Raw genomic sequence first — 21,583 nt, 5'->3', positions numbered from 1 at the left:
CAAGCAGATGGCTGAGCCGGATGGCGAGCCAGGCGCCCGCCCTTCACGTCGCCGAGGCCTGAGGGGCGATGGCTGAGGTGCCTGATGCCGCGCTAGTCGGAACCTCTTCGGGACCCCAGGGGTCGTGGCGCCGAAAATGTTCCGACCAACCACTAGCCACAAACAAGCTCCACCACCCCGGCCCCGCTGTCACATCACCCCCGCGACCGAAGCCACCGTGCACCCGCGACTGAAGCCACCGTGTCTCGCGACCGAAGCCGGTGTGCGAATGTGAGAAGTTGCGGGTTGAGTGGGAGGACCGTGTTGCTGGTAAGGGGTTTCCGGCGACACTCTTCCGACAGTCGGTGGATCCGTGTCGTGGGCGGCGACTGAATTCACCGTGCGCCCGCGACTGAAGCCACCGTGTCTCGCGACCGAAGCCGGTGTGCGGCGCGAGCGAAGCCGGTGTGCGACGCGACTGGGGCCGGTGTGGGGCGGGACGTACGGCGAGGTTGCGTGGACCGCCGGGCCATCACAACTGCTGGTTGCGCTGGTCGGAATATTTTCGGGTCGTGGCGCCGAAAATGCTCCGGGCAAGGTGTTAGAGGCGGCGGGGTGGGTGGTAGGTGGGGGGTTGTTCGGTGCGCCAGTCGTCGGTGGGGTCCAGGGAGGCTCGGACTATGCGGCCGGCGAAGGCGGGGAGTTCGGCGTCGGTGAGGCGGTCGTCGGTGATGACCAGGTCCAGTTCGGAGGCTTCGGCGATGAAGCCGACGCAGCGGGCGCCGAAGGCTTGGGAGCGGGCCAGGCCTACTCGGCGGTCGCCGGCCGACAACAACGCTCTGGCGGTGGAGACGTGCCAGGCGTGGGAGGTGGTGATGCCGGCGAAGGGGTGGATGCCGTCTACTTCGAGGAAGACCCAGTCGGCTTGCTGGGTGGCGAGGAACTCGGCGGTGGCGGCGCCGGAGACGACGGTGGAGCCGGGGGCGTCGCGGAGTTCGCCGCCGGCGATGACGACGCGGATGTTGGGTTGGCGGCTGAGGCGTTCGGCCGACTGGAGGTCGGTGGTGACGACGGTGAGGTCTTCGACGTCGAGGAGGGTGCTGACCAGGCGGTCGATGCAGACGCCGGCGCCGAGGGCGATCCGGTCGCCGTTGCGGACCATCCGGCGGGCGGTGTGCGCGATGGCGTCGACGCCGCTGTCGGGGGTGGTGGCGAAGGCGACCGGTGGGCTGTCGACGGTACGGCGCCGGACGCCGCCGTGCAGGCGTTCGACCAGGTCGTCGCGGACGAGGCCTTGCAGGTCGCGGCGGATCGTCGAGACGTCGACGTCGAGGCGGTGGGCGAGGTCCTTGACCTCGACGTACTCGCGGCCCTCGACCTCGCGGAGGATCGCCCGCTGGCGGGTGTTGAGTCGTAACCGCATCCGTCGCCTCCCTCCGGGTAGTGCACGACTGTAAACCATCGGTCACCGGCCCGGTAAGGTGCTGACTGCCCGAAATCGGGTCGTCACTCACCATTGACATAGACCGGAACCAGCCGCCAGAGTGAGGCGCACTGCACGAATTCGTGCAGTGGTCGTGCGGAAACGTGCATGACAAGACAAACGCTGGTTTGCCGACCGCCAGAGGAGTTTTGCATGAAGAAGCCGTCACTGCTAGTGCCCGGCGCAGTACTGATTGCAATGCTGGTCGGGTGCGGGACGGTGGATCAGGGCAAGACGGCGCCGCCCGCCGGAAACCCCTCCTCCTCATCCAGTGCGGGCGGCGCCTACATCAATGTGGTCAAGCTGACCGGCATTGCGTGGTTCGATCGGATGAACCAGGGCGTCAAGCAGTTCGCGACCACCGCCAAGGTGACCGCGACCCAGACCGGACCGTCGACGAACAGCCCCGAGCAGCAGGTCAGCCTGATCCAGGGCCTGATCGCGCAGAAGCCGGCCGCGCTGGCGATCGTGCCGTCGGATCCCGGTTCGGTGATCCCGGTGATCAAGCAGGCCCGGGCGGCCGGTATCAAGGTGGTCACCCACGAGGCGCCGGCGCTGACCGATGTCGACGCGGATATCGAGGCGTTCGACAACGCGACGTACGGGCAGACGATCATGGGCGACCTGGCTGCCTGTATGAAGGGCAGCGGCGAGTACGTCCAGTTCGTCGGCACGCTGACCGCCGCGACGCACATGGCCTGGGCGACCGCGGGGTACGAGCTGCAGCAGCAGAAGTTCCCCGGCATGAAGCGGGTGAGTACGCCGGTCGAGTCGAACAACAACGGTGATCAGGCGTACCGCAAGGCCAAGGAGCTGCTCCAGGCGCACCCCAAACTGACCGGCTTCCAGGGCGGGTCGTCGGAGGATGTCCCCGGCATCGCCCGCGCGATCAAGGAGGCCGGACTGCAGAACGACACCTGCGTGTTCGGCACCGGCGTCCCGTCGCAGACCAAGGCGTTCGTCAACGACGGCTCGATCGACGCGATCTACCTGTGGGACCCGCAGCTCGCCGGCGAGGCGATGCTGAGCGCCGCCAAGCTGATCGTCGACGGCAAGCCGCTCGCCGAAGGAACGAACCTGGGGGTGAAGGGGTATGAAAAGCTCAAAGTCTCGCCGCAGAACCCCAAGGTGTTCCTCGGTGACGCCCAGCTGAAGCTGACCAAGGCGGACGTCGGCAACTACGACTTCTGAAGCATCCACGACTTCTGAACGGGCACAGATGTCAGCACCTATCGTCGAGGCGGTCGGCGTCTCCAAGCGCTTCGGAGGCGTCAGGGCACTGACGGACGTCAGCGTCGCGTTCCGCCCCGGCGAGGTGCACTGCATCGCCGGTGAGAACGGGTGCGGCAAGTCCACCCTGCTCAAGGTGATCAGTGGCGCCTACCGCCCGACGTCCGGCCACGTGATCGTCGACGGGACGACGTACGACCACCTCACGCCGCGGCAGTCCCTGTCGGCCGGGATCGAGGTCATCTACCAGGACTTCAGCCTGATGCCGAACCTGACCGCGGCCGAGAACATCGCCCTCCCCGGCTCGGTGGCCGGCGGCCGGCGTCTCTATTCCCGTACGGCGGCCCGCACTCTGGCGGAGCGGGCCGTCGTACGGCTCGGGGTGGAGATCGAGCTGGACATCCCGGTCGGCGAGCTGACCGTGGCCGAGCGGCAGTTGACCGCGATCGCGCGGGCGCTCGCGCACGAGGCGAAGTTCATCGCGATGGACGAACCGACGACCGCCCTCACCTGGAAGGAGGTCGACGCGCTGTTCGCGGCGGTCGGCCGGCTGAAGGAGGCCGGGGTCGCGCTGGCGTTCATCTCGCACAAGATGCAGGAGATCTTCTCGATCGCCGAGCGCCTGACGGTACTGCGGAATGGCGCGGTCGTGACGAGTGGTCGGCCGGACGAGTTCACCCACGCATCGTTGGCCGAGACGATGACCGGCCGTGGCAGTCAGAGCTTCGACCGGGTCGCACCCCGCAACAAGGGTCGCGCCCCGGCGCTCAAGGTGACCGGGCTCGGCCGGGAGCCGCTGTTCGCGGATGTGGATCTCGAGATCGGTCAGGGCGAGATCGTCGGCCTGGCGGGGCTGCTCGGTTCCGGGCGGACCGAGATCGCCGAGGCGATCTGTGGCGTGAAGCCCGCCCAGACCGGGACGATCGAGGTGCTCGGCAAGGCGACCCCGATCAACGCGCTCGCCGATGCGGTTGCCGCAGGCATCGGCTATGTCCCCGAGGACCGGCTGACCCAAGGCCTGTTTCTCGATCAGCCGATCGGCGACAACATCGTCGCGACCCACCTGCCGGCCCGGCGTGGCTTCCTGAAGTCCGAAGCGATCGAGCGGCGGAAGGCACGCGTGGTCCGCGACCTCCGGATCAAGCTCGGCAAGCTGACCGATCCGGTCCGCTCACTGTCCGGCGGAAACGCGCAGCGCGTGCTGCTCGGCAAGTGGCTGGTCGGCGAACCGAAGGTGCTGATCCTCAACGGCCCGACCGTCGGTGTCGACGTCGGCAGCAAGTTCGACATCCTCGGCGTACTGAATGCCCAGTCCCTGCAGGGTCTTGGCGTTCTGATCATCAGTGACGACGTCCCCGAGTTGATCTCGATGTGCCACCGCGTGCTCGTCGTGCGCAGCGGCCGGATCGTCCGTGAGCTCAGCGGTGATCAACTCCGCGAAGACACCGTGGTCGCGGCGGTGACCGCGTGAGGCGAGTGATGGCGAACCAGGAGCTGCTCCTGGTCGGGTTGATGGCGCTCCTGGTCCTCGGAGTCAGCCTGAAGTTCCCGGACTTCTTCGGACTGCAGACGCTCTTCAACGTGCTCACCGCCTCGATGGTCGGCATGCTGTTCGCGGTTGGCGTGATGCTGGTCGTGGTCTCCGGCGGGATCGACGTCTCGTTCCTTGCCGTCGGCATCCTTTCCGCCTACGCCACGGTCAAGTACGGCCCGCAAGGTGACGGCGCTTTCGGTGCGCTGGCCGTCTTCGCGATCAGTACGGCGATCGGCCTCGGCCTCGGCCTGATCAACGCGGCCGTGGTGATCGTGGCCCGGACGTCGGTGCTGATCGCGACGTTGGCGACCAGCTCGATCTACCTCGGGGCGATGTTCGCGTTCGTCGGCGGTGAGGTGATCTCGACCCTGCCGCAACCGTTGCAAACACTCGGTACGACGCACCTGATCACCGTGAAGGGGGCAGTCCGGGGGACCACCAGCCTCAACGTGCTGATCCTGGTCGTACTCGTGGTCTGCGTGCTGGTCTGGGCGTTCCTGCGCTTCACGATCGCCGGCCGCAGTATCTTCGCAGTCGGCGGCGATGCCGAGGCAGCCTCCAGGGCAGCGATCTCAGTACCGCGAACCCGCGTGCTGGTGTTCGCGATCGCCGGTGCGGTCGCCGGGCTCGCCGGGATCATCTCGATCACGTTGAGCGGACGTGCCGACCCGACCACGTTCATGGGTCGCGAGCTCGACACCCTCGCCGCGGTGGTGCTCGGCGGTGTCGCGATCACCGGTGGTCGAGGCACCGTCCGTGGCGCGGTGCTCGGCGTACTGCTGATCTCTCTCGTGACCGCGTCGCTTGTCCCGCTCGGTATCCCGACGATCTGGCAGCGGGCCGCGGTCGGCGCCCTGCTGATCGGCGGCATCCTGCTGCAGACCGCGATCAGCCGTCGGCAACGGATCCGGCCGATCCTGGATGCGCCCGCGCCGGAGGTGACCAATGCCTGAGCGCCTCCGCAGCTTGCTGCTCACCATGGGCACCCGAGCCAGCTTCATCCGGCTTCTGGTGGTCGCCGTCGCGATCGTCGTCGTGTTCGGCATCCTGAACCCCACGGTCTTCCTGAGCGGGCAAAACCTCCAGTACGTCGAGTTGGCGTCACCCGAGGTGGCGATCCTCAGCCTGGCCATGGCGTTGACCATGTTGACCGCCGGAATCGACCTGTCCGTGGTGTCGATCGCGAACCTGTCCGGTGTCGTCGCCGCACTGATCATGACGAACGGCCATCAGTCGCCGGGTCTCGCGATGCTGGCCGCGGTCGGGGTTGCACTGGCGTGTGGAGCGGTCAACGGATACCTGGTCGGCTTCAAGCACGTGCCGCCGATCCTGGCCACGCTTGCGACCGGTCAGTTGTTCTCAGGACTCGCACTGGTCGCGTCGAGCGGGACTGTGGTCAAAGGACTGCCGGATTCGTTCACGCGCATCGCCTTGCTCACCGTGGCCGGCGTACCGCTGATCTTCTGGGTGATGCTGATCGCCGCCGTGATCATCGGGATCGTCGTCGCGAAGACTCCACTGGGCTTCCGGATGCGGTTGGTCGGCGCGAATCCGACCGCCGCCGACTTCAGCGGTATCCGCCGTGGCCGGGTGCTGCTGGCGACGTACGTGATGAGCGGTGCACTCGGTGGCGTGGCCGGTCTGATCATCTCCGCGCGAGCCGGTGGCGCGAACTCGGACTACGGCTCGTCCTACGTGCTGCTGGCCGTCGTGATCGCCGTACTGGCCGGCGTGGATCCGGAAGGCGGTTACCTGACTGTCGCCGGAGTGGTGATCGCAGCGATCGCCATGCAGCTCCTTGGCGCCGGACTCCTATCCCTCAGCGTCAGCTCGCATGTAGTGAACATCTGCCAGGGCTTGTTGCTAGTAACCATGGTCTTGCTGAACACCTGGGGAACAGCCTTGTCCGCCCTTCTCCCAACCCGGAGAGTGACCGCATGAGTCACCTCATCGGCGTCGACATCGGGACTGGCAGCACCAAGGGTGTGCTGACCACGACTGATGGCGTTGTGGTGGCGATGGCGCGACGCGATCATGCGCCGACGTTCCCGCAGCCGGGGTGGGCGGAGATGGACGCCGAGCGGGACTGGTGGGGTGATGTCGTCGAGGTGCTGCGTGAGTTGACCGCGGCGCACCCGGACAAGTCGATTGCGGCGGTCTGCGTTTCCGGGCTAGGGCCTTGTGTCGTGCAGACCGATGACAACCTCAAGCCGCGCCGCAAAGCCATCCTGTACGGCGTCGACACCCGCGCAACCGTGGAGATCGACGAGATCACCAAGCAGCTCGGCGCCGATGCGATCCTGGCCCGCTGTGGCAAGGACCTGTCCAGCCAGGCGATCGGTCCGAAGCTGGCGTGGCTGCGGCGGATGGCGGACTCCGACTGGCGAGCACAGGACCGCTGGTTCAGCGCACACACGTACGTCGTCGCGCAGCTGACCGGTGAGTGGGTGCTCGATCACCACACCGCGAGTCAATGCGACCCGTTCTACGACATCCAAGAACAGCAGTGGGCAACCGACTGGGTCGAGGAAGTGCTGCCCGGTCTGGCGCTACCGCGACTGGTCTGGCCGGCGGACCAGGTCGGCATTGTCCATGAGGCGGCCGCGGCTGCTACCGGTCTGGCCACGGGCACTCCGGTCGTGGCAGGCACTGTTGATGCCTGGGCCGAGGCGTTCAGCGTCGGCGTCCGCAAGCCCGGCGATCTGATGCTGATGTACGGCTCGACCATGTTCTTCGTCCAGGTGCTCACCGCACCGACCAGCGTGCGCGGGCTCTGGACCACCTCCGGTGTCGACCCGGCCTCGCACACCTTGGCCGCCGGGATGGCAACCTCCGGCATCATCACCACCTGGTTGCAGGACCTGACCGGGGGAGTGCCGTTCGAGACGCTGGTGACCGAGGCTGCCGCCGTACCGGCCGGCAGCGAGGGTCTCGTGATGCTCCCGTACTTCAGTGGTGAGCGCACCCCGATCTACGACCCGCTGGCCCGCGGCGTAATCGCCGGCCTGACCCTGCGACACGGACGCGGGCACCTGCTGCGAGCGACGTACGAAGGCATTGCCTGCGGCGTGCGTCAGATCGTGGCCGAGTTCGAGGCCGCAGCTGGTCAGCCGGCGCGCGTGGTGGCGGTCGGCGGTGGCACGCAGGGCGGGTTGTGGACGCAGATCGTCAGCGACGTCAGTGGCCTTGAGCAACAAGTTCCCGCACAGACCATCGGCGCCGCGTACGGCGACGCGCTGCTGGCCGCGATCGGTGTCGGACTGGTTGCCCCGGACACCGATTGGGCGCAGCTCGATCACACCGTGCGCCCGGATCCGGCGACCGCTTCCACCTACGAGACGTTGTTCCGCACGTACGCCGAGTTGTACCCAGCGACACGGCGGCAAGTGCACCGGCTGGCCCGGTCGGTGCAATCACCGGACGGGGGTGAGTAGACCATGATGATCAGCAGGCCGATGCCGCTCGCTCTGGGCTACGTGCACAGGCGATGCTCGCTGCGCCACTTCGAGATCGGTATGGAGCAGCAACTACTAGCCGATGCCGCGCGGGCCCAGGGACACACCCTCGGGACCGTGCACGTCGATGACGCGCTGACCGATCCGGACGGGTTCGCCGTACTGCTGGAGGCCGCGACGACCGAGGAGCACGTCTCCGCGGTGATCGTGCTGACCTTGGACCTGCTCGGTGATCCGGACGATCCGTACTCGAAGTACAGCCGGCTGAACCAGCGCGGGATCCTCGTACTCGCCGCGGATCAGCCCGTCGTACCACCCGAGCCGCAGTCGCTCCCCAGCGTGCCCGTCATCCAGGGCTGTCACCCCAAGCGTCGGCGGTCTCGCGTCAAGTGACGTCGCGGACGTGCAGTACGGCGCCGTTCGGCAGCTCGCGGTCCAGCAGGGACCAGATGATCCGGGCGACGTCCTCGGGCTTGGCCAGTTGACCGTCAGCCTCGAGTTGCCGGAACCGCCGCACTTCCGGCACCTGCTCGTCCGAGCTCGCGCGCAGCTCGGCCTGCATCTCGGTGTCAACCGCGCCCGGTGAAACCGAGATCACTCGGCAGCCGGAGGTACGCCGATCCTGCTCCGGCCCGACTGTGCGGACCCACTGGTCGATAGCCGCCTTGCCCGCTCCATAGCTCGACTCACCTTCGTGCGGACGCCGTGCCGCCCCGGACGACACCATGATCAGGTGTTTCTCGCATTGCACTCGGGCGACCGCGGTGAGAAACGCATGACCCAGCACCTGAGCAGCGGCCGAGTTGAGCAGAACGTTACGGGTGTACTGCGCACTGTCGACCCGATCTGCCGATCCGAGTGGGGTCAGCGTCGCGGCGCCGTGGATGAAGACCACGACGTCCCCGGTGAAATCGGTCGTGCGCCGGTCGAAGTCCTCGGCGACGGCCGGCCAGGACGCCGGGTCGGCCAGATCCACCCGCAGATGGTGAGCACCCGCCGTACCGCCACGTCGGGAGATGTCGATCAATTCCACAACCTCGAACGGGACTGTCGCCGCCAGCGCAGCACCCAATCCGGCCGAAGCCCCTGAGATCCATACCAGCGCACGGCGCAGCCGACTCATCAGCAGTTCCCCCCTGCATCAGCCCCTGTTCAGGAGGGTACGTCGCCGAGCCCGGTCACCGCCATCAGCTGACGGTGACCGGGCGGTGGCTCAGCTGTTCTGCTGGTCGTCGCCGCCCAGACTGCCGAGGCGGTCCTTGGCGAACTCCTGGCCCTGGTCGACCTTGTCCGCGTGCTCGCCGCCGGTCTTCTCGTCGACGAGGTCGCCGGCCTTCTCGATGCCCTCGTCAACCTTGTCGCCGTGCTCGCCGAGAGCGTCCTTGGCCTTGTCGAAAATACCCATCGTCTTTCCCCGTTCCTTCGATGGTTTCGGATCGTGCGCCCCCGCCATTACCCGTTTCCGCAGATCTCACACCCACCGGCGCTCATATGTCCGGACATGATGCTCAGAGCAACGGCCCCAGGCTGTTGCGCCGGGCAACACCGAGTTTGCGGAAGGTGCTCGTGATGTGGTCCTCGATGGTGCTGACCGAGAGCTTCAGCTGTTCGGCGATCTCGCGGTTGGTGAGGCCTTGCGCGGCCAGCCGGGCCACTTCGAGCTCCCGCGGGGACAGCTTGTTGTTGTACCCGCGTCGTCCGCGCTTACGTGGAGCCGCGAAACCAGCCGCCCGCAACGCATCGCGGCAGCGCTCGCCATCACCCCGCGCGCCCAGGGCGTCGTACGTGCGAGCCGTCTCGGTCAGGTGTTCGGCGTCGCCTCTGCCCAGCAGGTAATGCCCGAGCTGCTCGCGCGCCAGACACTCGTAGTATCGCCAACCCAGAGCGCTGTACTGCGCCGCTGCCTGTCCGAAGGCGGGAACCGACGGGCGTACGACGGCATCGACGAGCGCGGCCGCCGCAGCAGCCGCCGGAGCGTTCACATCCCCGACCGCCTCGATGAACTCATCCGCCAACCGCGTCGCATCCTCGACCCGATTCGCCCGCATCAGCGTCGTACAGACCTGGATGACCAGATCACCGGAGATCGCCCACAACCCCTTGCGCCGAACGATGTCCAGGCACTGCTCGTAGGCGGCCTCGGGGCTCGCGGCAACCGCCGCGGCTTGTAGCGGCCACGGTCCGAGCGCAGTCCGGGCGATCACTGTCTCGAGGATCTCTTTGCCTGTAGCAACATCACCGCGCGCCAGTCGATGTCGGCCGTCGACCAGGTCGAGCTCTGCCAGCACCAGTGGCAGACCTTCGGCCGCAGCCCTTGCCCGCGTCAACCGCTCCTCGAGCGTCGCCCAGTCGGCCGCCGCGAACGCGACCCGCACCTGCGCCGCCGCGACCACGGCTCGCGAATACCGATCCGTGCCGACATTCGCGAACGTCTGCCGCTGACCGAGCCACGCACGCGCCGCAGCCGCCTCGGCACCAGGTGCCGGATCAAGCTCACCCGTGGCAAGCCGGAAACGAGCCTCATTCGTCCGTACGGCGTACCGCGTCACCCCGTCGACCGTCTCCTGCACGAGCGACCGGGCCTGGCGCATCCACACGCGCTGCTGGGCGATCGGCTCACCACCACGAGTCGGGACCGCGAGCACCGACAACGCCCAAGCGATCGACCCGGGATCACCGTCCAACTCCGGAACAGCCGCGCACAGCTCCCGCCGTCCGGCCCGAATGTCACCAGCCCGGTCATGCAACAACAACCCGAGCATCAACCGCAGCCGCCCGCGCGTCATCCCGGCAACCTCCGACTCGGCCAGCACCTCACCCAGTACGGCGATCACGTCGTTCCACCGCGCGTTGTCGGCGAGTGCAGTCCGTCCGAGCTTGGTCGCGAGCCGTGCCCGATCGGTCCACGGTAGGGCGGTCACCTCCAGCATCGCGGTGAGCTGGTCGGCTCCGGCAATGAAGTTGCCGCCAGCAATCAAGTGGTCAGTGGCCAGCTCGGCGTGGGTCAGCCAGGTGCCGAGCAAGCCACCCCTCCGGGCATGCTCAGCGATCCGCGCGTGGGGTGCCGGCGTGATCCCCATCAACGCCCTGGCTGCCTGCCGGTGCAACCGCCGCAATTCGTCTGGCGGCAGCATCGCGAGCACCGCGCGCCGAGCGAGCGTGTGCCGGTGATCGTAGAGTCCGGGCCGCCGTTCGTGCAGCAGCCCGGTGGCCAGCGCGTGGTCGATCGCCGCCGTCAAGGACGGCCCGGTCAACCCGGCCACCGTGCCGAGCAGGTACTCCGGGGCCGCAGTCGTCAAGACCGCCGCGGCCCGAACGACATGTCGACATGACTCCGGCACTTCGCGCATCCGGATCCCCAGCGACGCCCGCAACGCGACCGGCGGTGGGGTCTCGACCAGGGCTCGTCGTACCTCGTTCTCCACCGAGGTTCCAGGTTTGATCGTGCGCAGAAACTCCAGCACTGCAAAGGGAAGACCGCCACTATGTCGGGTCAGTTCTTCGGCCAGATTCAGCGACAGTTGATGTCCACCCAGCTGATGAGCGGCCACCGCCTGCACCTCGCCGGCATCGAGCGGACCGAGCCGGATCTCGGTCAGCCGTTCGGCGAGGAAGCCCGCCTCGATGGCCTCCGGCCGGCACGTCACGACCACGTGCACACCCTTCGGTATTCGGGCAGCGACGAACCGCACCAGCCGCAAGGTCTCCGGGTCTGCCCATTGCAGGTCCTCCACTGCGAGCACGATCGGACCGAGGTGCGCCAGTCCGCGCAGGACCGCGCCGCGCCGATCGGGTTCGGCAGGGTCGACACCGAGAACCTCGAGCAGGGCCGCGAGGGACGACGTACCGGCGAGGCACTGGGTGATGAACCACGGCACCGAATGCCGGGACGCCACCTGGCGCAGGAGATGGGTCTTGCCCACTCCGGATTCGCCGACCACCAGGATCAGGCCGGAGTCTTTGTTCAGGGCATCATGTAGTACGCCGAGTTCGTGCTCGCGCCGGGCCTCGACGCAGGGCGCGGTCACGAGCGCCGCATTCTGCGCGTGGCCGCCATCGCGGCACCGGCGGACATGATCAGGATGATGGTCGCCAGCGACCAGCGTCGCATCACCTGCACTGCGCGATCGGCTTCCGGCGGCCGGGCAGCTGCCTGCTGAGCCGCGACGAACTCCTTCTCCTCCGCAGGTTGCGCCGGACGCGGCGTCGGTGTCGGTGTCGGAGTTGGCGTCGGGCTGGAAGGTGGCGGCACAACCACCTGCGGCTCAAAGGTCGGCGTAGGAGTGGGAGTAGGCGTCGGAGTCGGCCGCGGCGGCACCGGGACAGCGGGTGTCGGCGTCGGCCTCGGGGTCGGCCGCGGGACCGGCGGCGTGGGTGTCAGCGTCGGCCGAGGAGTAGGCCTCGGTGTCGGCGGGCGAGGGGTCGGCGTTGGAGTCGGGGGAGGTGGCGGTGGCGCGACGCGCGGCAGACAGCCCGCGGCTTCGCTGAACGCCACCGGCCGCCAGGACGCGATCTCCCGCGCCGATCCATTGAAGCCGATCAGGAACGCCCGGCTCGGCCGCCCGTGCCCGGTGTGAACGGCGTACACCCCGGATGCCCCGACCACCACCGAGCTGTACGAGTCGTGCCAAGGGATCCCCGGCACCGACGCGACGGTCTGCACCGAGCCGCTCCGCGGATCCAGGCTCACCAGCTTCGCGGTGTGCCCGGACGTCGAGACGCCGTACAGGGTCCCGCTCACCGGCGACACCCCGAAGTCGTCCACCGACAGACCCAGCGTCACAGGTTTCAGTCGCACATCACCCACCACCTTCCGGTACGTCGGACTCCCTGGATCGATGTCGATCGTGAAGAGCCGATGTACATCCCGCACGTAGAACTTCGTCCCGGAGACCGCGCCACCGACCGGATCGGCGAGGCCCCCGACACCCCGCCGTACCTCGCCCAGATCGGTGACCGCTCCCCGGCTGTTCACCGTCAGCAGCCGCGGCCGGCGCAGCAGCCAGCCGTGTTTGTCCCTGGTCGCCACGCCGTAGACGAGCCCTTGCCTGGTCGAGTACCCAGCGGCCTGGATCTGATAGTCGAGCCGACCGAGATCCGTCGAGGTTCCGGCCGGCAGGTCGACCCGGACCATCCGGGACAACGACGTGAACCCGGTCGACCGGAAGTCGTAGATCGAGCACTCGGGGGTCGCCGCCTCGGACGGTACGGCGACCAGGACAACACCGGCCGCGGCGCCCGCGACCACCGCTGAGCAGGCGAGTGCTCGACGGGCCTCACCCACTGTCGCCCAAGCGGGAGAGTGCGGACAGGAACGCTTCCGGACCGACGTCGGCTCCACCGCTGAACGGGTTCTGCAGCTGGTAGATCGCGAACAGCAGCAACCCGATCGCGCCGGCCAGCATCGAGACGATGAAGGCGTAGGAGTAGAGCCCCGGGCCACCGAACATGAACATCAGCGCCACCGACATCACGCTGCCGATCATGATCGCGAACCAGACCACAGAACTGACGCCGCTGCCGCTGGAGTTCAGCCGCTCCTGCCGGGCCTGGTACACGTTCCAGACCTGGCTGACTGCTTGGACCCGGCTCTCTTCCTGCCGCTGGCTGGTCGTCTTCGCGTTCTCCAGCGTGCGTTGCAGCTCGGACAGCAGCGTCCAGCCCTGCGCGCCGACGTCCCGCCCGTCCCGCATCGCCGGCCACTCGCGTTCGGCGACCTGGGTCGCGTACTCCTTGGTCAGTTCCTCGACCCGGGACCGAGTGGGCTCGGCCAGCGTGTTCCCCGACCAGTTGACCGCGACCAGCGCGTTCGCCTCGTCGTACGTCGTCTTGGACGCGGTGTCCATGCCGTCGAACAACGAGATCAGGACGAACGCCGCGATCACCACGTTGACGCCACCGACCACGGTGAAGACCTGCCCGGCGACCTCGTTGTTGGCCTCCCGGCCGACGCGCTGCCGGGCCTTGCGCAGCACGACGGCCAGGACGCCGGTGACGATCATGATGCCGCCGACCCACAGCAAACCGCTCACGAACAGAGTCATACTTGCCTCACCGCCGGGGGTAGCGTGAACCGGACGGTCTCCCGGGTCACTTCGTGCTCGATCACCTCGACCGGACCCCAGGACGCGATCCGCTCGATCACCTCGTTCACCAGCTCCGGCGGTGCCGAGGCACCCGCCGTCAGCCCGACCACCTGAACACCGTCGAACCACGAGACCGGTACGTCGTCCGCCCGGTCCACCAGGTACGCCGTCGTGCCGTTCCGCTCGGCCAACTCGACCAGGCGCACCGAGTTCGACGAGTTGGCCGACCCCACCACGAGGACGAGATCGGCCTGTTCGGCGATCACGGTCAGCGCGGACTGCCGGTTGGTGGTGGCGTAACAGATGTCCGCCGTGTCCGGTCCCCGGGCGCCGGGGAACTTGTTGCGGAGGGCATCGATCAGGGCGGTGGTCTCGTCCACGGCCAGCGTGGTCTGAGTCAGGTACGAGACCCGATCCGGATCGTCGACCTGCAGTGCTTCGACATCCGCGAGGGTCTCCACCAGCACGGTCTGCTCGGGTGCTTCGCCGAGTGTGCCCTCCACCTCTTCGTGACCGGCGTGCCCGATCAGGACGACGGTGTCCCCGCGAGCGGCGTACCGGCGAGCCTCGATGTGCACCTTGGTGACGAGTGGGCAGGTGGCGTCGACCACGTCGAGTCCGCGCCGCGCGGCGTCCTGGTGGACGACCGGCGCGACCCCGTGCGCGGAGAACACCACCGTGGCGCCTTCAGGCACCTGGTCGAGTTCGTCGACGAAGATTGCCCCCCGTTGGCGAAGGTCGTCGACGACTCTGGTGTTGTGGACGATCTGTTTGCGGACATAGATCGGCCCGGAGCGGGCCGCCAGTAATCGTTCGACGATGTCGACCGCCCGTTCCACCCCGGCACAGAACGACCGAGGTGACGCGAGCAGGATGGTTCTTCGTGTCGTCATCGGATCCCCCCTTCAGTGATCACGACGGGTTGCGAGCCGTGCCAGCCTCTCCAGTTCGACGGACGCGGGTGCGAGTGCACCGGCGCTGATCAGTGAGCCCAAAGCTCCGCTCAGCAAGGCATCGGCCTGGGCCTGGCTGGTCGCACGACCACCGGCCGTCTCGACCAGTGCCGCCGCAGTCGTCAGCTCCTCGGCCGACAGCTCGTGGGTCTGCCCGTACAAAGCGGCGAGCTCCCGAGCGGCCGGCGTACCGGAGGCCAGTGCGGCAACCACCGGCAGCGACTTCTTCCGGCGGCTGAGATCGGAGTACACGGGCTTGCCGGTGACCGACGGCGTCCCCCAGATGCCGAGCAGGTCGTCGACGTACTGATATGCGAGCCCGAGATCCTCGCCGTACAGGCGGAGATGGTCGACCTGGTCAGGTCGGCCACCGCCGAGCAGCGCGCCGAGTGCCGTGCAGCACCCGAGCAACGCACCGGTCTTCAGCTGCGCCATCCGCACACACTCCGCCGGTACGACGTCGTCCCGGGTCTCGAACTCGGCATCGGCCAACTGCCCGTCGACCAACTCCTGAACCGCCGCCCCGAGGATCCTCGCGGCCTCGCCACGAGCGGGGTGACCGCTCCCGACCAGTACGTCGAACGCCAGGCCGAGCAACGCGTCACCGGCGAGGATGGCCGGCCCGAGTCCGAACACGGTCCACGCGGTTGCGCGGTGCCGTCGCGAGGTGTCGCAGTCCATCACATCGTCGTGCAGCAAGGAGAAGTTGTGCACCAGCTCGACCGCGACCGCGGCCGGGAGCGCGGGTTCCGTCGTACCGCCGACTGCTTGTGCGGTGAGCAGGACGAGGGCCGGACGGATCGCCTTCCCGCTGTCGGCGTGGGCCGGTCGGCCATCCTCGTCGGCCCAGCCGAAGTGGTAGTCGGCGATCCGGCGGGTGGCCGGCGGCAGGGTGGCTATCGCGGCCCGGAGCGCGGGGTCGACAACCTCACGGCTCCACGCGAGAACCTCGGACGCCGAACGACCACTCTGACTGGTGGCCTCTTGGAGTGTTGACATCTCATCCCTCTCATCCACCGAGCTCGACGTTTTCCAGAACGCCCAGCGCGTCCGGGACGAGAACAGCCACCGAGTAGTAGGTGCTGACCAGGTACGAGATGACTGCCTTGTCGCTGATGCCGAGGAACCGCACGTTCAGGCCCGGTTCGTACTCGTCCGGCAGGCCGGTCTGGTGCAGCCCGATGACACCCTCGTCGTCGGCACCGGTTCGCAGTACCAGCACCGACGTGGTGTTGGTGTCGGAGATCGGGATCTTGTTCGACGGCAGCAGCGGTACGCCGCGCCAGGCGTGCACGGTCTTGCCGTTGACCACCGTGTTCTCGGGGTAGATGCGCCGCTTGGTGCACTCCCGGCCGAACGCGGCGATCGCCTTCGGATGGGCGAGCAGCAACCGCGGTTTGCGCCGCCGGGTGAGTAGCTCGTCGAAGTCGTCCGGTGTCGGGGGACCGGTGCGGGTGTAGATGCACTGGTTGTAGTCCGCGTTGTGCAGCAGCCCGAACTCGCGGTTGTTGAACATCTCCCACTCTTGCCGCTCGCGGAGCGCCTCGATGGTCAGCCGCAGCTGTTGCTCGGTCTGGTCCATCGGGTCGTTGTAGAGATCCGCGACCCGGGTCTGCACGCGCAGGATCGTCTGCGCGACGCTGAGCTCGTACTCCCGCGGGGCCGGGTCGTAGTCGACATACGTGCCGGGCAGGACGTCCTCACCGGCGTGACCGGACGCGACGTCGATCTCCGCTTCACCGTTCTTGTTCTGCGCGTGCCGTGGGCGCTCGCGGTAGCCGTCGAGCTGGGTGCGCAACGATTCCGATCGATCGAGCAGCTCGGTGAAGTCCTGGCGACTGAGCCGCAGGACCACACAGCTGGTCAGTGCCTTGGCTGTGTACTCCCAGAGGTGTTCCGGTGGCTCGGTCAGCAGTTGCGCACCGAGATGGTCGCCGTCGGCAACGGTCCCGAGGTCGGTGCCGGCGCCGTACTCGCCGACTCCGGTCTTGGAAACCTTGCCGTGCGCAATCAGTACGACGTCGTCCACGCGGCTGCCGAATTCGACGATCACCTCACCGGGCTGCACGTCATCGCGGTGGAAGCGCTCGGCTAGCGCGGTCAGCACTTCCTCGTCCTCGAACCCGCGTAGCGGCGGCAGTTCGGTGAGCTCGGCCGGGATGACCCGGACGTCCGATCCGGTGACCGAGAAGCTGAGCCGGCCGTCTCCGACCGCGAAGGTGGTCCGCCGGTTCACCCGGAAGGCCGCGCCCTTCGTCTCCACCCAGGGCAGCTGGTTCAGCAACCACCGCGGGGTGATGCCTTGCATCTGCGGGACGGTCTTGGTGGTGGTCGCCAGTTTGCGGGCAGCCGCCGTACCGAGGCTGAGCTGGGCTTGTTCGGTGTGGTCGACGGTCATGCTGCACCGGCCTTTCTAGCGAGTCGGAAGGCTGAGGTGCCTAGTCCAGTTGGAATGCCTAGTCGGAGTGGTTGGGCGGTGCGATGCGGTAGATCGGAAGCCTTGTAGCGATGACAGCCTTCGTGCCAGACGAGGATTCCGGACATCCAGTTGCGGAGTTCCTCGGCGTACCCGAGCACTGCTTGCCCGACGTCGTCGGCGAGGCCGAAGTCGGCGATCATGATGGGCAGGTCGTTCTCGGTGACGCGTTCGAACTGCTGCATCCGGGCCGTCATCAAGTCGTTGACCACGGCAACGGACTCGTCCTTGGTGCAGGCCAGGAAGTTCTGCACGACCGCGACCCCGTTGTGGAAGTCGCCGTCGTACTGGGTCTCCTTGTGGTACGAGAAGAGATCGTTCAGCAGGCAGGCGTAGTCGGCGGCCGCGGCCTCCATCGCCTGCACCGGACGCGATCGGTAGACCTCCGGCGGGATCCGGCGGTCGTGGCCGATCCGGCACAGACTCATGGTCAGATCCGATCCGAACGTCCGGCGCCGCATCTCGACGTAGTCGACCGGATCGGGGATCCGGTTCTGCGCCTGGTTGGTCAGCTCCCACAGCCAGCTCTCGGTCATCGAGTCGACCGCCTGCCGGAAGGCTCGCCGGTTCTCGTCGGACATCGGCCCAGCGGTCCGCTGCCACAGATCGGCCAGCGACACCTCCAACGGACCCACGGGTGGTGGGCCGACCAGGTCGAGCGGCATCAGTGCCGACAGACGTGCGGTGGTCGCCTTGGCGCCGGCCAGATCACGTCGCTGGCCGAAGACCTGCGGGTAAAGGTCGTCGGCGTACGTCCCCCAGGCCAGCCACTCGCTCGCCAGTGTGAGCTCCTCGGCCGAGGCATCCGGGAAGATGCCGGAGGCGCAGAGCGGGAGGTCGAACGCCGCCAGCATCCGGGCATCCCAGATCGTCCCGTCGGTGATACCGGTCTGCGCACCCCACTGCAGGACCTCGAGCCGCGCGGTGTCTAGGTGTGGGCTGCTCTTGGCCTTGAACGGCATGTAGAGGTCCGGCAAGGTCGTCGGCCCGACCGGCTGGTACGGCGTGAAGCTGTGACTGCGCGTGCGGTAGGGAGCCGTCGCGATCAACGACGAGACGATCCGCATCGCCGACGTACCGAGGCCTGTCGTCGCTGCCTTGCCGCCCTTGTTCATGTAGCGGCTCGACCGCAGATGCCACTCGTGCCCACCGGACTGCCAGTCCTGCAGACCCTTCACATAGTTCAGTACGTCGAGCTGCCCCTGCGGGTCGATCCCGTTCTCGGCGAGGAGTTGCGGGACCTCGACCACGGCCGTGTTCTCGAACTGGTGCAACCGCGAGGTGAGGATGTCGTTGACCAGGTTCGCCGCCCGTTGCGTCGGGCAACCGAAGAAGGTCTCCATCACCAGCACCGCGTTGTTGACCTCACCTTCCACCTCGACCTCGCGCTGGTAGGAGAAGAGGTCGTTGCGCATGTGGATGGCGTCCGAGAACGTGTCACTCAGGACATGCATCGGCCGCGTCTCCGCGATCGCCTCCGGTACCTCGGCCGTGACGTACTCGACCAGGTTCGCCGACCAGGGTGCGCCACCCACCTTGCGGCGCATCTCGATGTACTCGATCGGGTTGGCGATCCGGCCGGCGCTGATGTTCGACAGCTCCCACAGGGACTCGGCGAGTAGAGCCTCGGTGGTCAGCCGGAACCGCCGCCGCCAGTCCGCCGACATCGACGGGATGGTGCGGTTCCACAGATCGACGAGACCGCGCTCCACCGGATTCTCCGGGACCTCCGTGATCTCGCCTTCAGCCGGCATGAACACCAGCAGTCGGTCGAGATAGGCCTTCGCGGCCGGGATGTCCCGGGTCTTCTTGTACAGCTCGAGAAAATGGTCGTCGAAGTAGAAGACCCAGACGTACCAGTCGGTGACCAGATCCAACTGCGGACCGGTGGCATCCGGATGGGTGTACGCACACAGCAGCGCATAGTCGTGGGAGTCGAAGTCGTGCTCGTCCCAGACGTGATGCCCTTCCTGCGGTACGTCGATCATGTCGAACTCGTAGGCCCAGGACTTGCTGTGCGCCCGGGCTCCCTCCAGGTGTGGATTGATCCTGGCGGGATAAGGCACGTAGAAGTCGGGCAGCTCATAGGGCTGCGTTCCCCCGTGACCAGCCATCGATCAGCCCTCGCGGCCGATCTCCACGTTCTCGAGGACTCCTAATGCATCCGGCACCAGGACTGCTGCCGAGTAGTAGGCGCTGACGAGGTAGTTGATGATCGCCTTCTCGCTGATGTTCATGAACCGCACCGACAGGCCGGGCTCGTACTCGTCCGGCAGGCCGGTCTGGTGCAGGCCGACGACACCCTGGGTGTCCTCACCGGTCCGCATCAACATGATCGAGCTCGTCCGGGTATCGCTGATCCCGAGCTTGTTGCACGGGAAGATCGGTACGCCGCGCCACGCGGGCAGCCGGTGTCCACCGACATCGACGGAGTCCGGGTAGATACCGGCCTTGGTGCATTCGCGGCCGAACGCGGCGATCGACCGCGGGTGTGCGAGGAAGAAGGCCGGCTCCTTCCAGACCAGGCTGAGCAATTCGTCCATGTCACCCGGCGTCGGCGGTCCGCTGCGGGTCGGGATCCGCATACTCAGATCCGCGTTGTGCAGCAGGCCGAAGTCGCGGTTGTTGACCATCTCGTGTTCCTGCCGCTCGCGCAGGGCCTCGATGGTGAGCCGCAACTGCTGCTGGGTCTGGTCCATCGGGTGGTTGTAGAGATCCGCGACCCGGGTGTGCACCCGCAGGACGGTTTGCGCAACGCTCAGCTCGTACTCACGCGGGGTCGTTTCATAGTCGACGTACGTGCCGGGCAGATCGGACTCACCCGCATGGCCGGCCGCCAGCTCGATGGCGGCCTCGCCGAACTCGTTGCTGGCAGCCTCGGGGCTGTTGCGGAAGTTCTCGATGTGCGCGCGGAGACTGTCGGACTGGCCGATCAACTCCTCGAACGACTGCTGCGACAAGGTGAGCAGCGTGCCCGGCGTGAGTGCCTTGACCGTGTACTCCCACAGGTCGTCGGACTCGAGAATCGCCTTGTAGGTGAAGTGATCACCGTCGATCAGGGTCTCCAGCACGGTCTCGTCGCCGTACTTGCCGACGCCGATCTTGTTCACCTTGCCGTGGGCGATCAGGCAGATCTGGTCGGCCGGGTGGCCGCGTTCGACGATCACGTCGCCGGGCTGGAAGTCGCGCTGGACGAACCGGTCCGCGAGGGCGGACAGCACCTCGACGTCGTCGAAGCTGCGCAACATGCCCAGCTCGCAGAGCTCCTGCGGGATCACCCGGACCTCCGCACCGGAGGTGGTGAAAGTGACTCGGCCGTCGCCGACGGCGTAGCTCAGCCGGCGGTTCACCCGGTAGGCGCCACCCTTGGCCTCCACCCACGGCAGCAGTTTGAGCAGCCACCGCGAGGTGATGCCCTGCATCTGCGGCTCGGACTTCGTGGTCGTGGCCAGGTTGCGGGCGGCCGCCGTGCCGAGGCTCAGTTGCGGCTGGCCGTTAGCGCTCACATCAGGTTCGGTCAGGGTCATGGCAAATACACCACCGTTTCGAATCGACTGCGGGCATGCGTCAGCACCACGCCTGCGTGGTCTGGGCAGGTGAGGACGATGTGGATCTGGCCGCGCTGGATGTGCTGTCAAGGCATGACAAAGCCAGGACTCAGCGCGGGTCAGCTGTCTGATGGCATGGACGGAGCGACGACGAGTGGCATACGGATTCCGGCGTCCCCAGATCGCCTACTGTCCGACCCCGTCGGGGTACTCACTAACAGTAGTCAGATGCTGACCGGCCCCGTCAAGATGTACGCACGGTCAACTTCTTTCAGACCTTGCCGGACCCCGAGACAATGCCGCTACGACCCCGACGAAATGTGTCTGAGCACTCAACGTTTCAGTGCTCCGGGCGGGCCGCGATCTGCATCAACGTCTGTTGCCCGACGGCCACCGACATGCGACGATCACCTTCCACTGCGAAGACCTCGAGCTGACAAACAGTCAACGTACGACCGGATTTGAGCACTTTGCCCACTGCTTCGAGGTAGTCGCCTTCAGCCGGCGCCAGCAGGTTGATCTTGAACTCCACGGTCAGGACCGAATTGTCCGGAGCGAAGAGCGTGAGGCCGGCGTAGCCACCTGCGCTGTCAGCGATGGCACTGGTCGCACCGGCATGGAAGTAGCCGTGCTGCTGGGTGACTTCGGGGCGCCGTGGCAACTCGATGTGCACACACCCCGGAGAAATGCGGGTCAGCCGCGCGCCGAGATGTTCCATCAGACCTTGGTGCTCGAAACTCGTGCGAACCCGTGCCTGGACCTCGGGGCTGGCCTCCTCCATGCAGGCACCCTAGCGGCCCGTGGCACCATTTCGAGGTGCATGTGTACTCGGGTCCTCT

General features: G+C 67.1%; 18 protein-coding genes. 6 read left to right on the top strand and 12 right to left on the bottom strand.

Annotated elements, in window-relative coordinates:
* Positions 1–580 precede the first annotated feature (580 nt).
* The gene (locus ABD231_RS40285; RefSeq protein ID WP_344165139.1) at positions 581–1,402 is read right to left on the bottom strand and encodes a DeoR/GlpR family DNA-binding transcription regulator; all 822 of its coding nucleotides are present in this window, start codon (positions 1,400–1,402) and stop codon (positions 581–583) included.
* 213 nt (positions 1,403–1,615) lie between these two features.
* Between ABD231_RS40285 and ABD231_RS40280 the strand changes: the two genes are divergently transcribed.
* The 6 genes from ABD231_RS40280 to ABD231_RS40255 are packed head-to-tail and all read left to right on the top strand — an operon-like array spanning position 1,616 to position 8,074.
* On the top strand, positions 1,616–2,653 hold the full coding sequence (locus ABD231_RS40280; protein ID WP_344165137.1) for an autoinducer 2 ABC transporter substrate-binding protein: 1,038 nt from the start codon (positions 1,616–1,618) through the stop codon (positions 2,651–2,653).
* Positions 2,654–2,681: 28 nt separating this feature from the next.
* A complete protein-coding gene (locus ABD231_RS40275) occupies positions 2,682–4,163 on the top strand; it encodes a sugar ABC transporter ATP-binding protein (RefSeq protein WP_344165135.1) in 1,482 nt (493 codons plus the stop codon).
* Complete coding sequence (locus ABD231_RS40270; protein WP_344165133.1) at positions 4,160–5,179, top strand: ABC transporter permease; 1,020 nt, start codon at positions 4,160–4,162, stop codon at positions 5,177–5,179. The genes ABD231_RS40275 and ABD231_RS40270 overlap by 4 nt, the downstream gene beginning before the upstream one ends.
* A complete protein-coding gene (locus tag ABD231_RS40265) occupies positions 5,172–6,167 on the top strand; it encodes an ABC transporter permease (protein ID WP_344165131.1) in 996 nt (331 codons plus the stop codon). Before ABD231_RS40270 ends, ABD231_RS40265 begins: the two co-directional genes overlap by 8 nt.
* The gene (locus tag ABD231_RS40260; RefSeq protein ID WP_344165129.1) at positions 6,164–7,660 is read left to right on the top strand and encodes an FGGY-family carbohydrate kinase; all 1,497 of its coding nucleotides are present in this window, start codon (positions 6,164–6,166) and stop codon (positions 7,658–7,660) included. The genes ABD231_RS40265 and ABD231_RS40260 overlap by 4 nt, the downstream gene beginning before the upstream one ends.
* A 3-nt stretch (positions 7,661–7,663) precedes the next feature.
* On the top strand, positions 7,664–8,074 hold the full coding sequence (locus ABD231_RS40255) for a hypothetical protein (RefSeq protein WP_344165127.1): 411 nt from the start codon (positions 7,664–7,666) through the stop codon (positions 8,072–8,074).
* Here ABD231_RS40255 and ABD231_RS40250 read toward each other — a convergent pair.
* The 11 genes from ABD231_RS40250 to ABD231_RS40200 form a co-directional block, all read right to left on the bottom strand.
* Positions 8,067–8,804, bottom strand: a complete 738-nt coding sequence (locus tag ABD231_RS40250) for an SDR family NAD(P)-dependent oxidoreductase (RefSeq protein WP_344165125.1) — start codon at positions 8,802–8,804, stop codon at positions 8,067–8,069. The genes ABD231_RS40255 and ABD231_RS40250 overlap by 8 nt on opposite strands.
* A 90-nt stretch (positions 8,805–8,894) precedes the next feature.
* Positions 8,895–9,086, bottom strand: coding sequence for an antitoxin (locus ABD231_RS40245; RefSeq protein WP_344165123.1), 192 nt, complete (start codon positions 9,084–9,086; stop codon positions 8,895–8,897).
* 103 nt (positions 9,087–9,189) lie between these two features.
* Entirely contained in the window at positions 9,190–11,709 is a 2,520-nt protein-coding gene (locus ABD231_RS40240; RefSeq protein ID WP_344165121.1) for a LuxR C-terminal-related transcriptional regulator, read from the bottom strand.
* Complete coding sequence (locus ABD231_RS40235) at positions 11,706–12,965, bottom strand: DUF6923 family protein (RefSeq protein ID WP_344165119.1); 1,260 nt, start codon at positions 12,963–12,965, stop codon at positions 11,706–11,708. The genes ABD231_RS40240 and ABD231_RS40235 overlap by 4 nt, the downstream gene beginning before the upstream one ends.
* Complete coding sequence (locus tag ABD231_RS40230; RefSeq protein WP_344165117.1) at positions 12,958–13,725, bottom strand: bestrophin-like domain; 768 nt, start codon at positions 13,723–13,725, stop codon at positions 12,958–12,960. Before ABD231_RS40230 ends, ABD231_RS40235 begins: the two co-directional genes overlap by 8 nt.
* Entirely contained in the window at positions 13,722–14,660 is a 939-nt protein-coding gene (gene ispH, locus ABD231_RS40225) for a 4-hydroxy-3-methylbut-2-enyl diphosphate reductase (protein WP_344165115.1), read from the bottom strand. The genes ABD231_RS40230 and ispH overlap by 4 nt, the downstream gene beginning before the upstream one ends.
* A 12-nt stretch (positions 14,661–14,672) precedes the next feature.
* The gene (locus ABD231_RS40220) at positions 14,673–15,719 is read right to left on the bottom strand and encodes a family 2 encapsulin nanocompartment cargo protein polyprenyl transferase (RefSeq protein ID WP_344165113.1); all 1,047 of its coding nucleotides are present in this window, start codon (positions 15,717–15,719) and stop codon (positions 14,673–14,675) included.
* 10 nt (positions 15,720–15,729) lie between these two features.
* Positions 15,730–17,118 carry a family 2B encapsulin nanocompartment shell protein gene (locus tag ABD231_RS40215; protein ID WP_344165111.1) on the bottom strand — a complete coding sequence of 463 codons (1,389 nt, stop codon included), beginning with the start codon at positions 17,116–17,118 and terminating at the stop codon, positions 15,730–15,732.
* Entirely contained in the window at positions 17,115–19,310 is a 2,196-nt protein-coding gene (locus ABD231_RS40210; protein ID WP_344165109.1) for a terpene synthase family protein, read from the bottom strand. Before ABD231_RS40210 ends, ABD231_RS40215 begins: the two co-directional genes overlap by 4 nt.
* A gap of 3 nt (positions 19,311–19,313) precedes the next feature.
* Positions 19,314–20,723 (bottom strand): family 2B encapsulin nanocompartment shell protein, encoded by a 1,410-nt coding sequence (locus ABD231_RS40205; RefSeq protein WP_344165106.1) that lies wholly within the window; start codon positions 20,721–20,723, stop codon positions 19,314–19,316.
* Positions 20,724–21,084: 361 nt separating this feature from the next.
* Entirely contained in the window at positions 21,085–21,525 is a 441-nt protein-coding gene (locus ABD231_RS40200; protein ID WP_344165103.1) for a PaaI family thioesterase, read from the bottom strand.
* Between the last annotated feature and the right edge of the window lie 58 nt (positions 21,526–21,583).

The organism is Kribbella yunnanensis, assembly GCF_039529655.1.
In the GTDB taxonomy this organism is placed as follows: Bacteria; Actinomycetota; Actinomycetes; order Propionibacteriales; family Kribbellaceae; genus Kribbella; species Kribbella yunnanensis.
This window is presented reverse-complemented; position numbering and strand designations above follow the sequence as displayed.

What these genes read in the sequence shown, in the direction of transcription:
- ABD231_RS40280 (WP_344165137.1), top strand. Translation starts at nt 1,616, where the DNA reads ATGAAGAAGCCGTCACTGCTAGTGCCCGGCGCAGTACTGATTGCAATG.
- ABD231_RS40205 (WP_344165106.1), bottom strand. Translation starts at nt 20,723, where the DNA reads ATGACCCTGACCGAACCTGATGTGAGCGCTAACGGCCAGCCGCAACTG.
- ABD231_RS40260 (WP_344165129.1), top strand. Translation starts at nt 6,164, where the DNA reads ATGAGTCACCTCATCGGCGTCGACATCGGGACTGGCAGCACCAAGGGT.
- ABD231_RS40230 (WP_344165117.1), bottom strand. Translation starts at nt 13,725, where the DNA reads ATGACTCTGTTCGTGAGCGGTTTGCTGTGGGTCGGCGGCATCATGATC.
- ABD231_RS40215 (WP_344165111.1), bottom strand. Translation starts at nt 17,118, where the DNA reads ATGACCGTCGACCACACCGAACAAGCCCAGCTCAGCCTCGGTACGGCG.
- ABD231_RS40245 (WP_344165123.1), bottom strand. Translation starts at nt 9,086, where the DNA reads ATGGGTATTTTCGACAAGGCCAAGGACGCTCTCGGCGAGCACGGCGAC.
- ABD231_RS40275 (WP_344165135.1), top strand. Translation starts at nt 2,682, where the DNA reads ATGTCAGCACCTATCGTCGAGGCGGTCGGCGTCTCCAAGCGCTTCGGA.
- ispH (WP_344165115.1), bottom strand. Translation starts at nt 14,660, where the DNA reads ATGACGACACGAAGAACCATCCTGCTCGCGTCACCTCGGTCGTTCTGT.
- ABD231_RS40220 (WP_344165113.1), bottom strand. Translation starts at nt 15,719, where the DNA reads ATGTCAACACTCCAAGAGGCCACCAGTCAGAGTGGTCGTTCGGCGTCC.
- ABD231_RS40285 (WP_344165139.1), bottom strand. Translation starts at nt 1,402, where the DNA reads ATGCGGTTACGACTCAACACCCGCCAGCGGGCGATCCTCCGCGAGGTC.
- ABD231_RS40210 (WP_344165109.1), bottom strand. Translation starts at nt 19,310, where the DNA reads ATGGCTGGTCACGGGGGAACGCAGCCCTATGAGCTGCCCGACTTCTAC.
- ABD231_RS40200 (WP_344165103.1), bottom strand. Translation starts at nt 21,525, where the DNA reads ATGGAGGAGGCCAGCCCCGAGGTCCAGGCACGGGTTCGCACGAGTTTC.
- ABD231_RS40265 (WP_344165131.1), top strand. Translation starts at nt 5,172, where the DNA reads ATGCCTGAGCGCCTCCGCAGCTTGCTGCTCACCATGGGCACCCGAGCC.
- ABD231_RS40255 (WP_344165127.1), top strand. Translation starts at nt 7,664, where the DNA reads ATGATGATCAGCAGGCCGATGCCGCTCGCTCTGGGCTACGTGCACAGG.
- ABD231_RS40250 (WP_344165125.1), bottom strand. Translation starts at nt 8,804, where the DNA reads ATGAGTCGGCTGCGCCGTGCGCTGGTATGGATCTCAGGGGCTTCGGCC.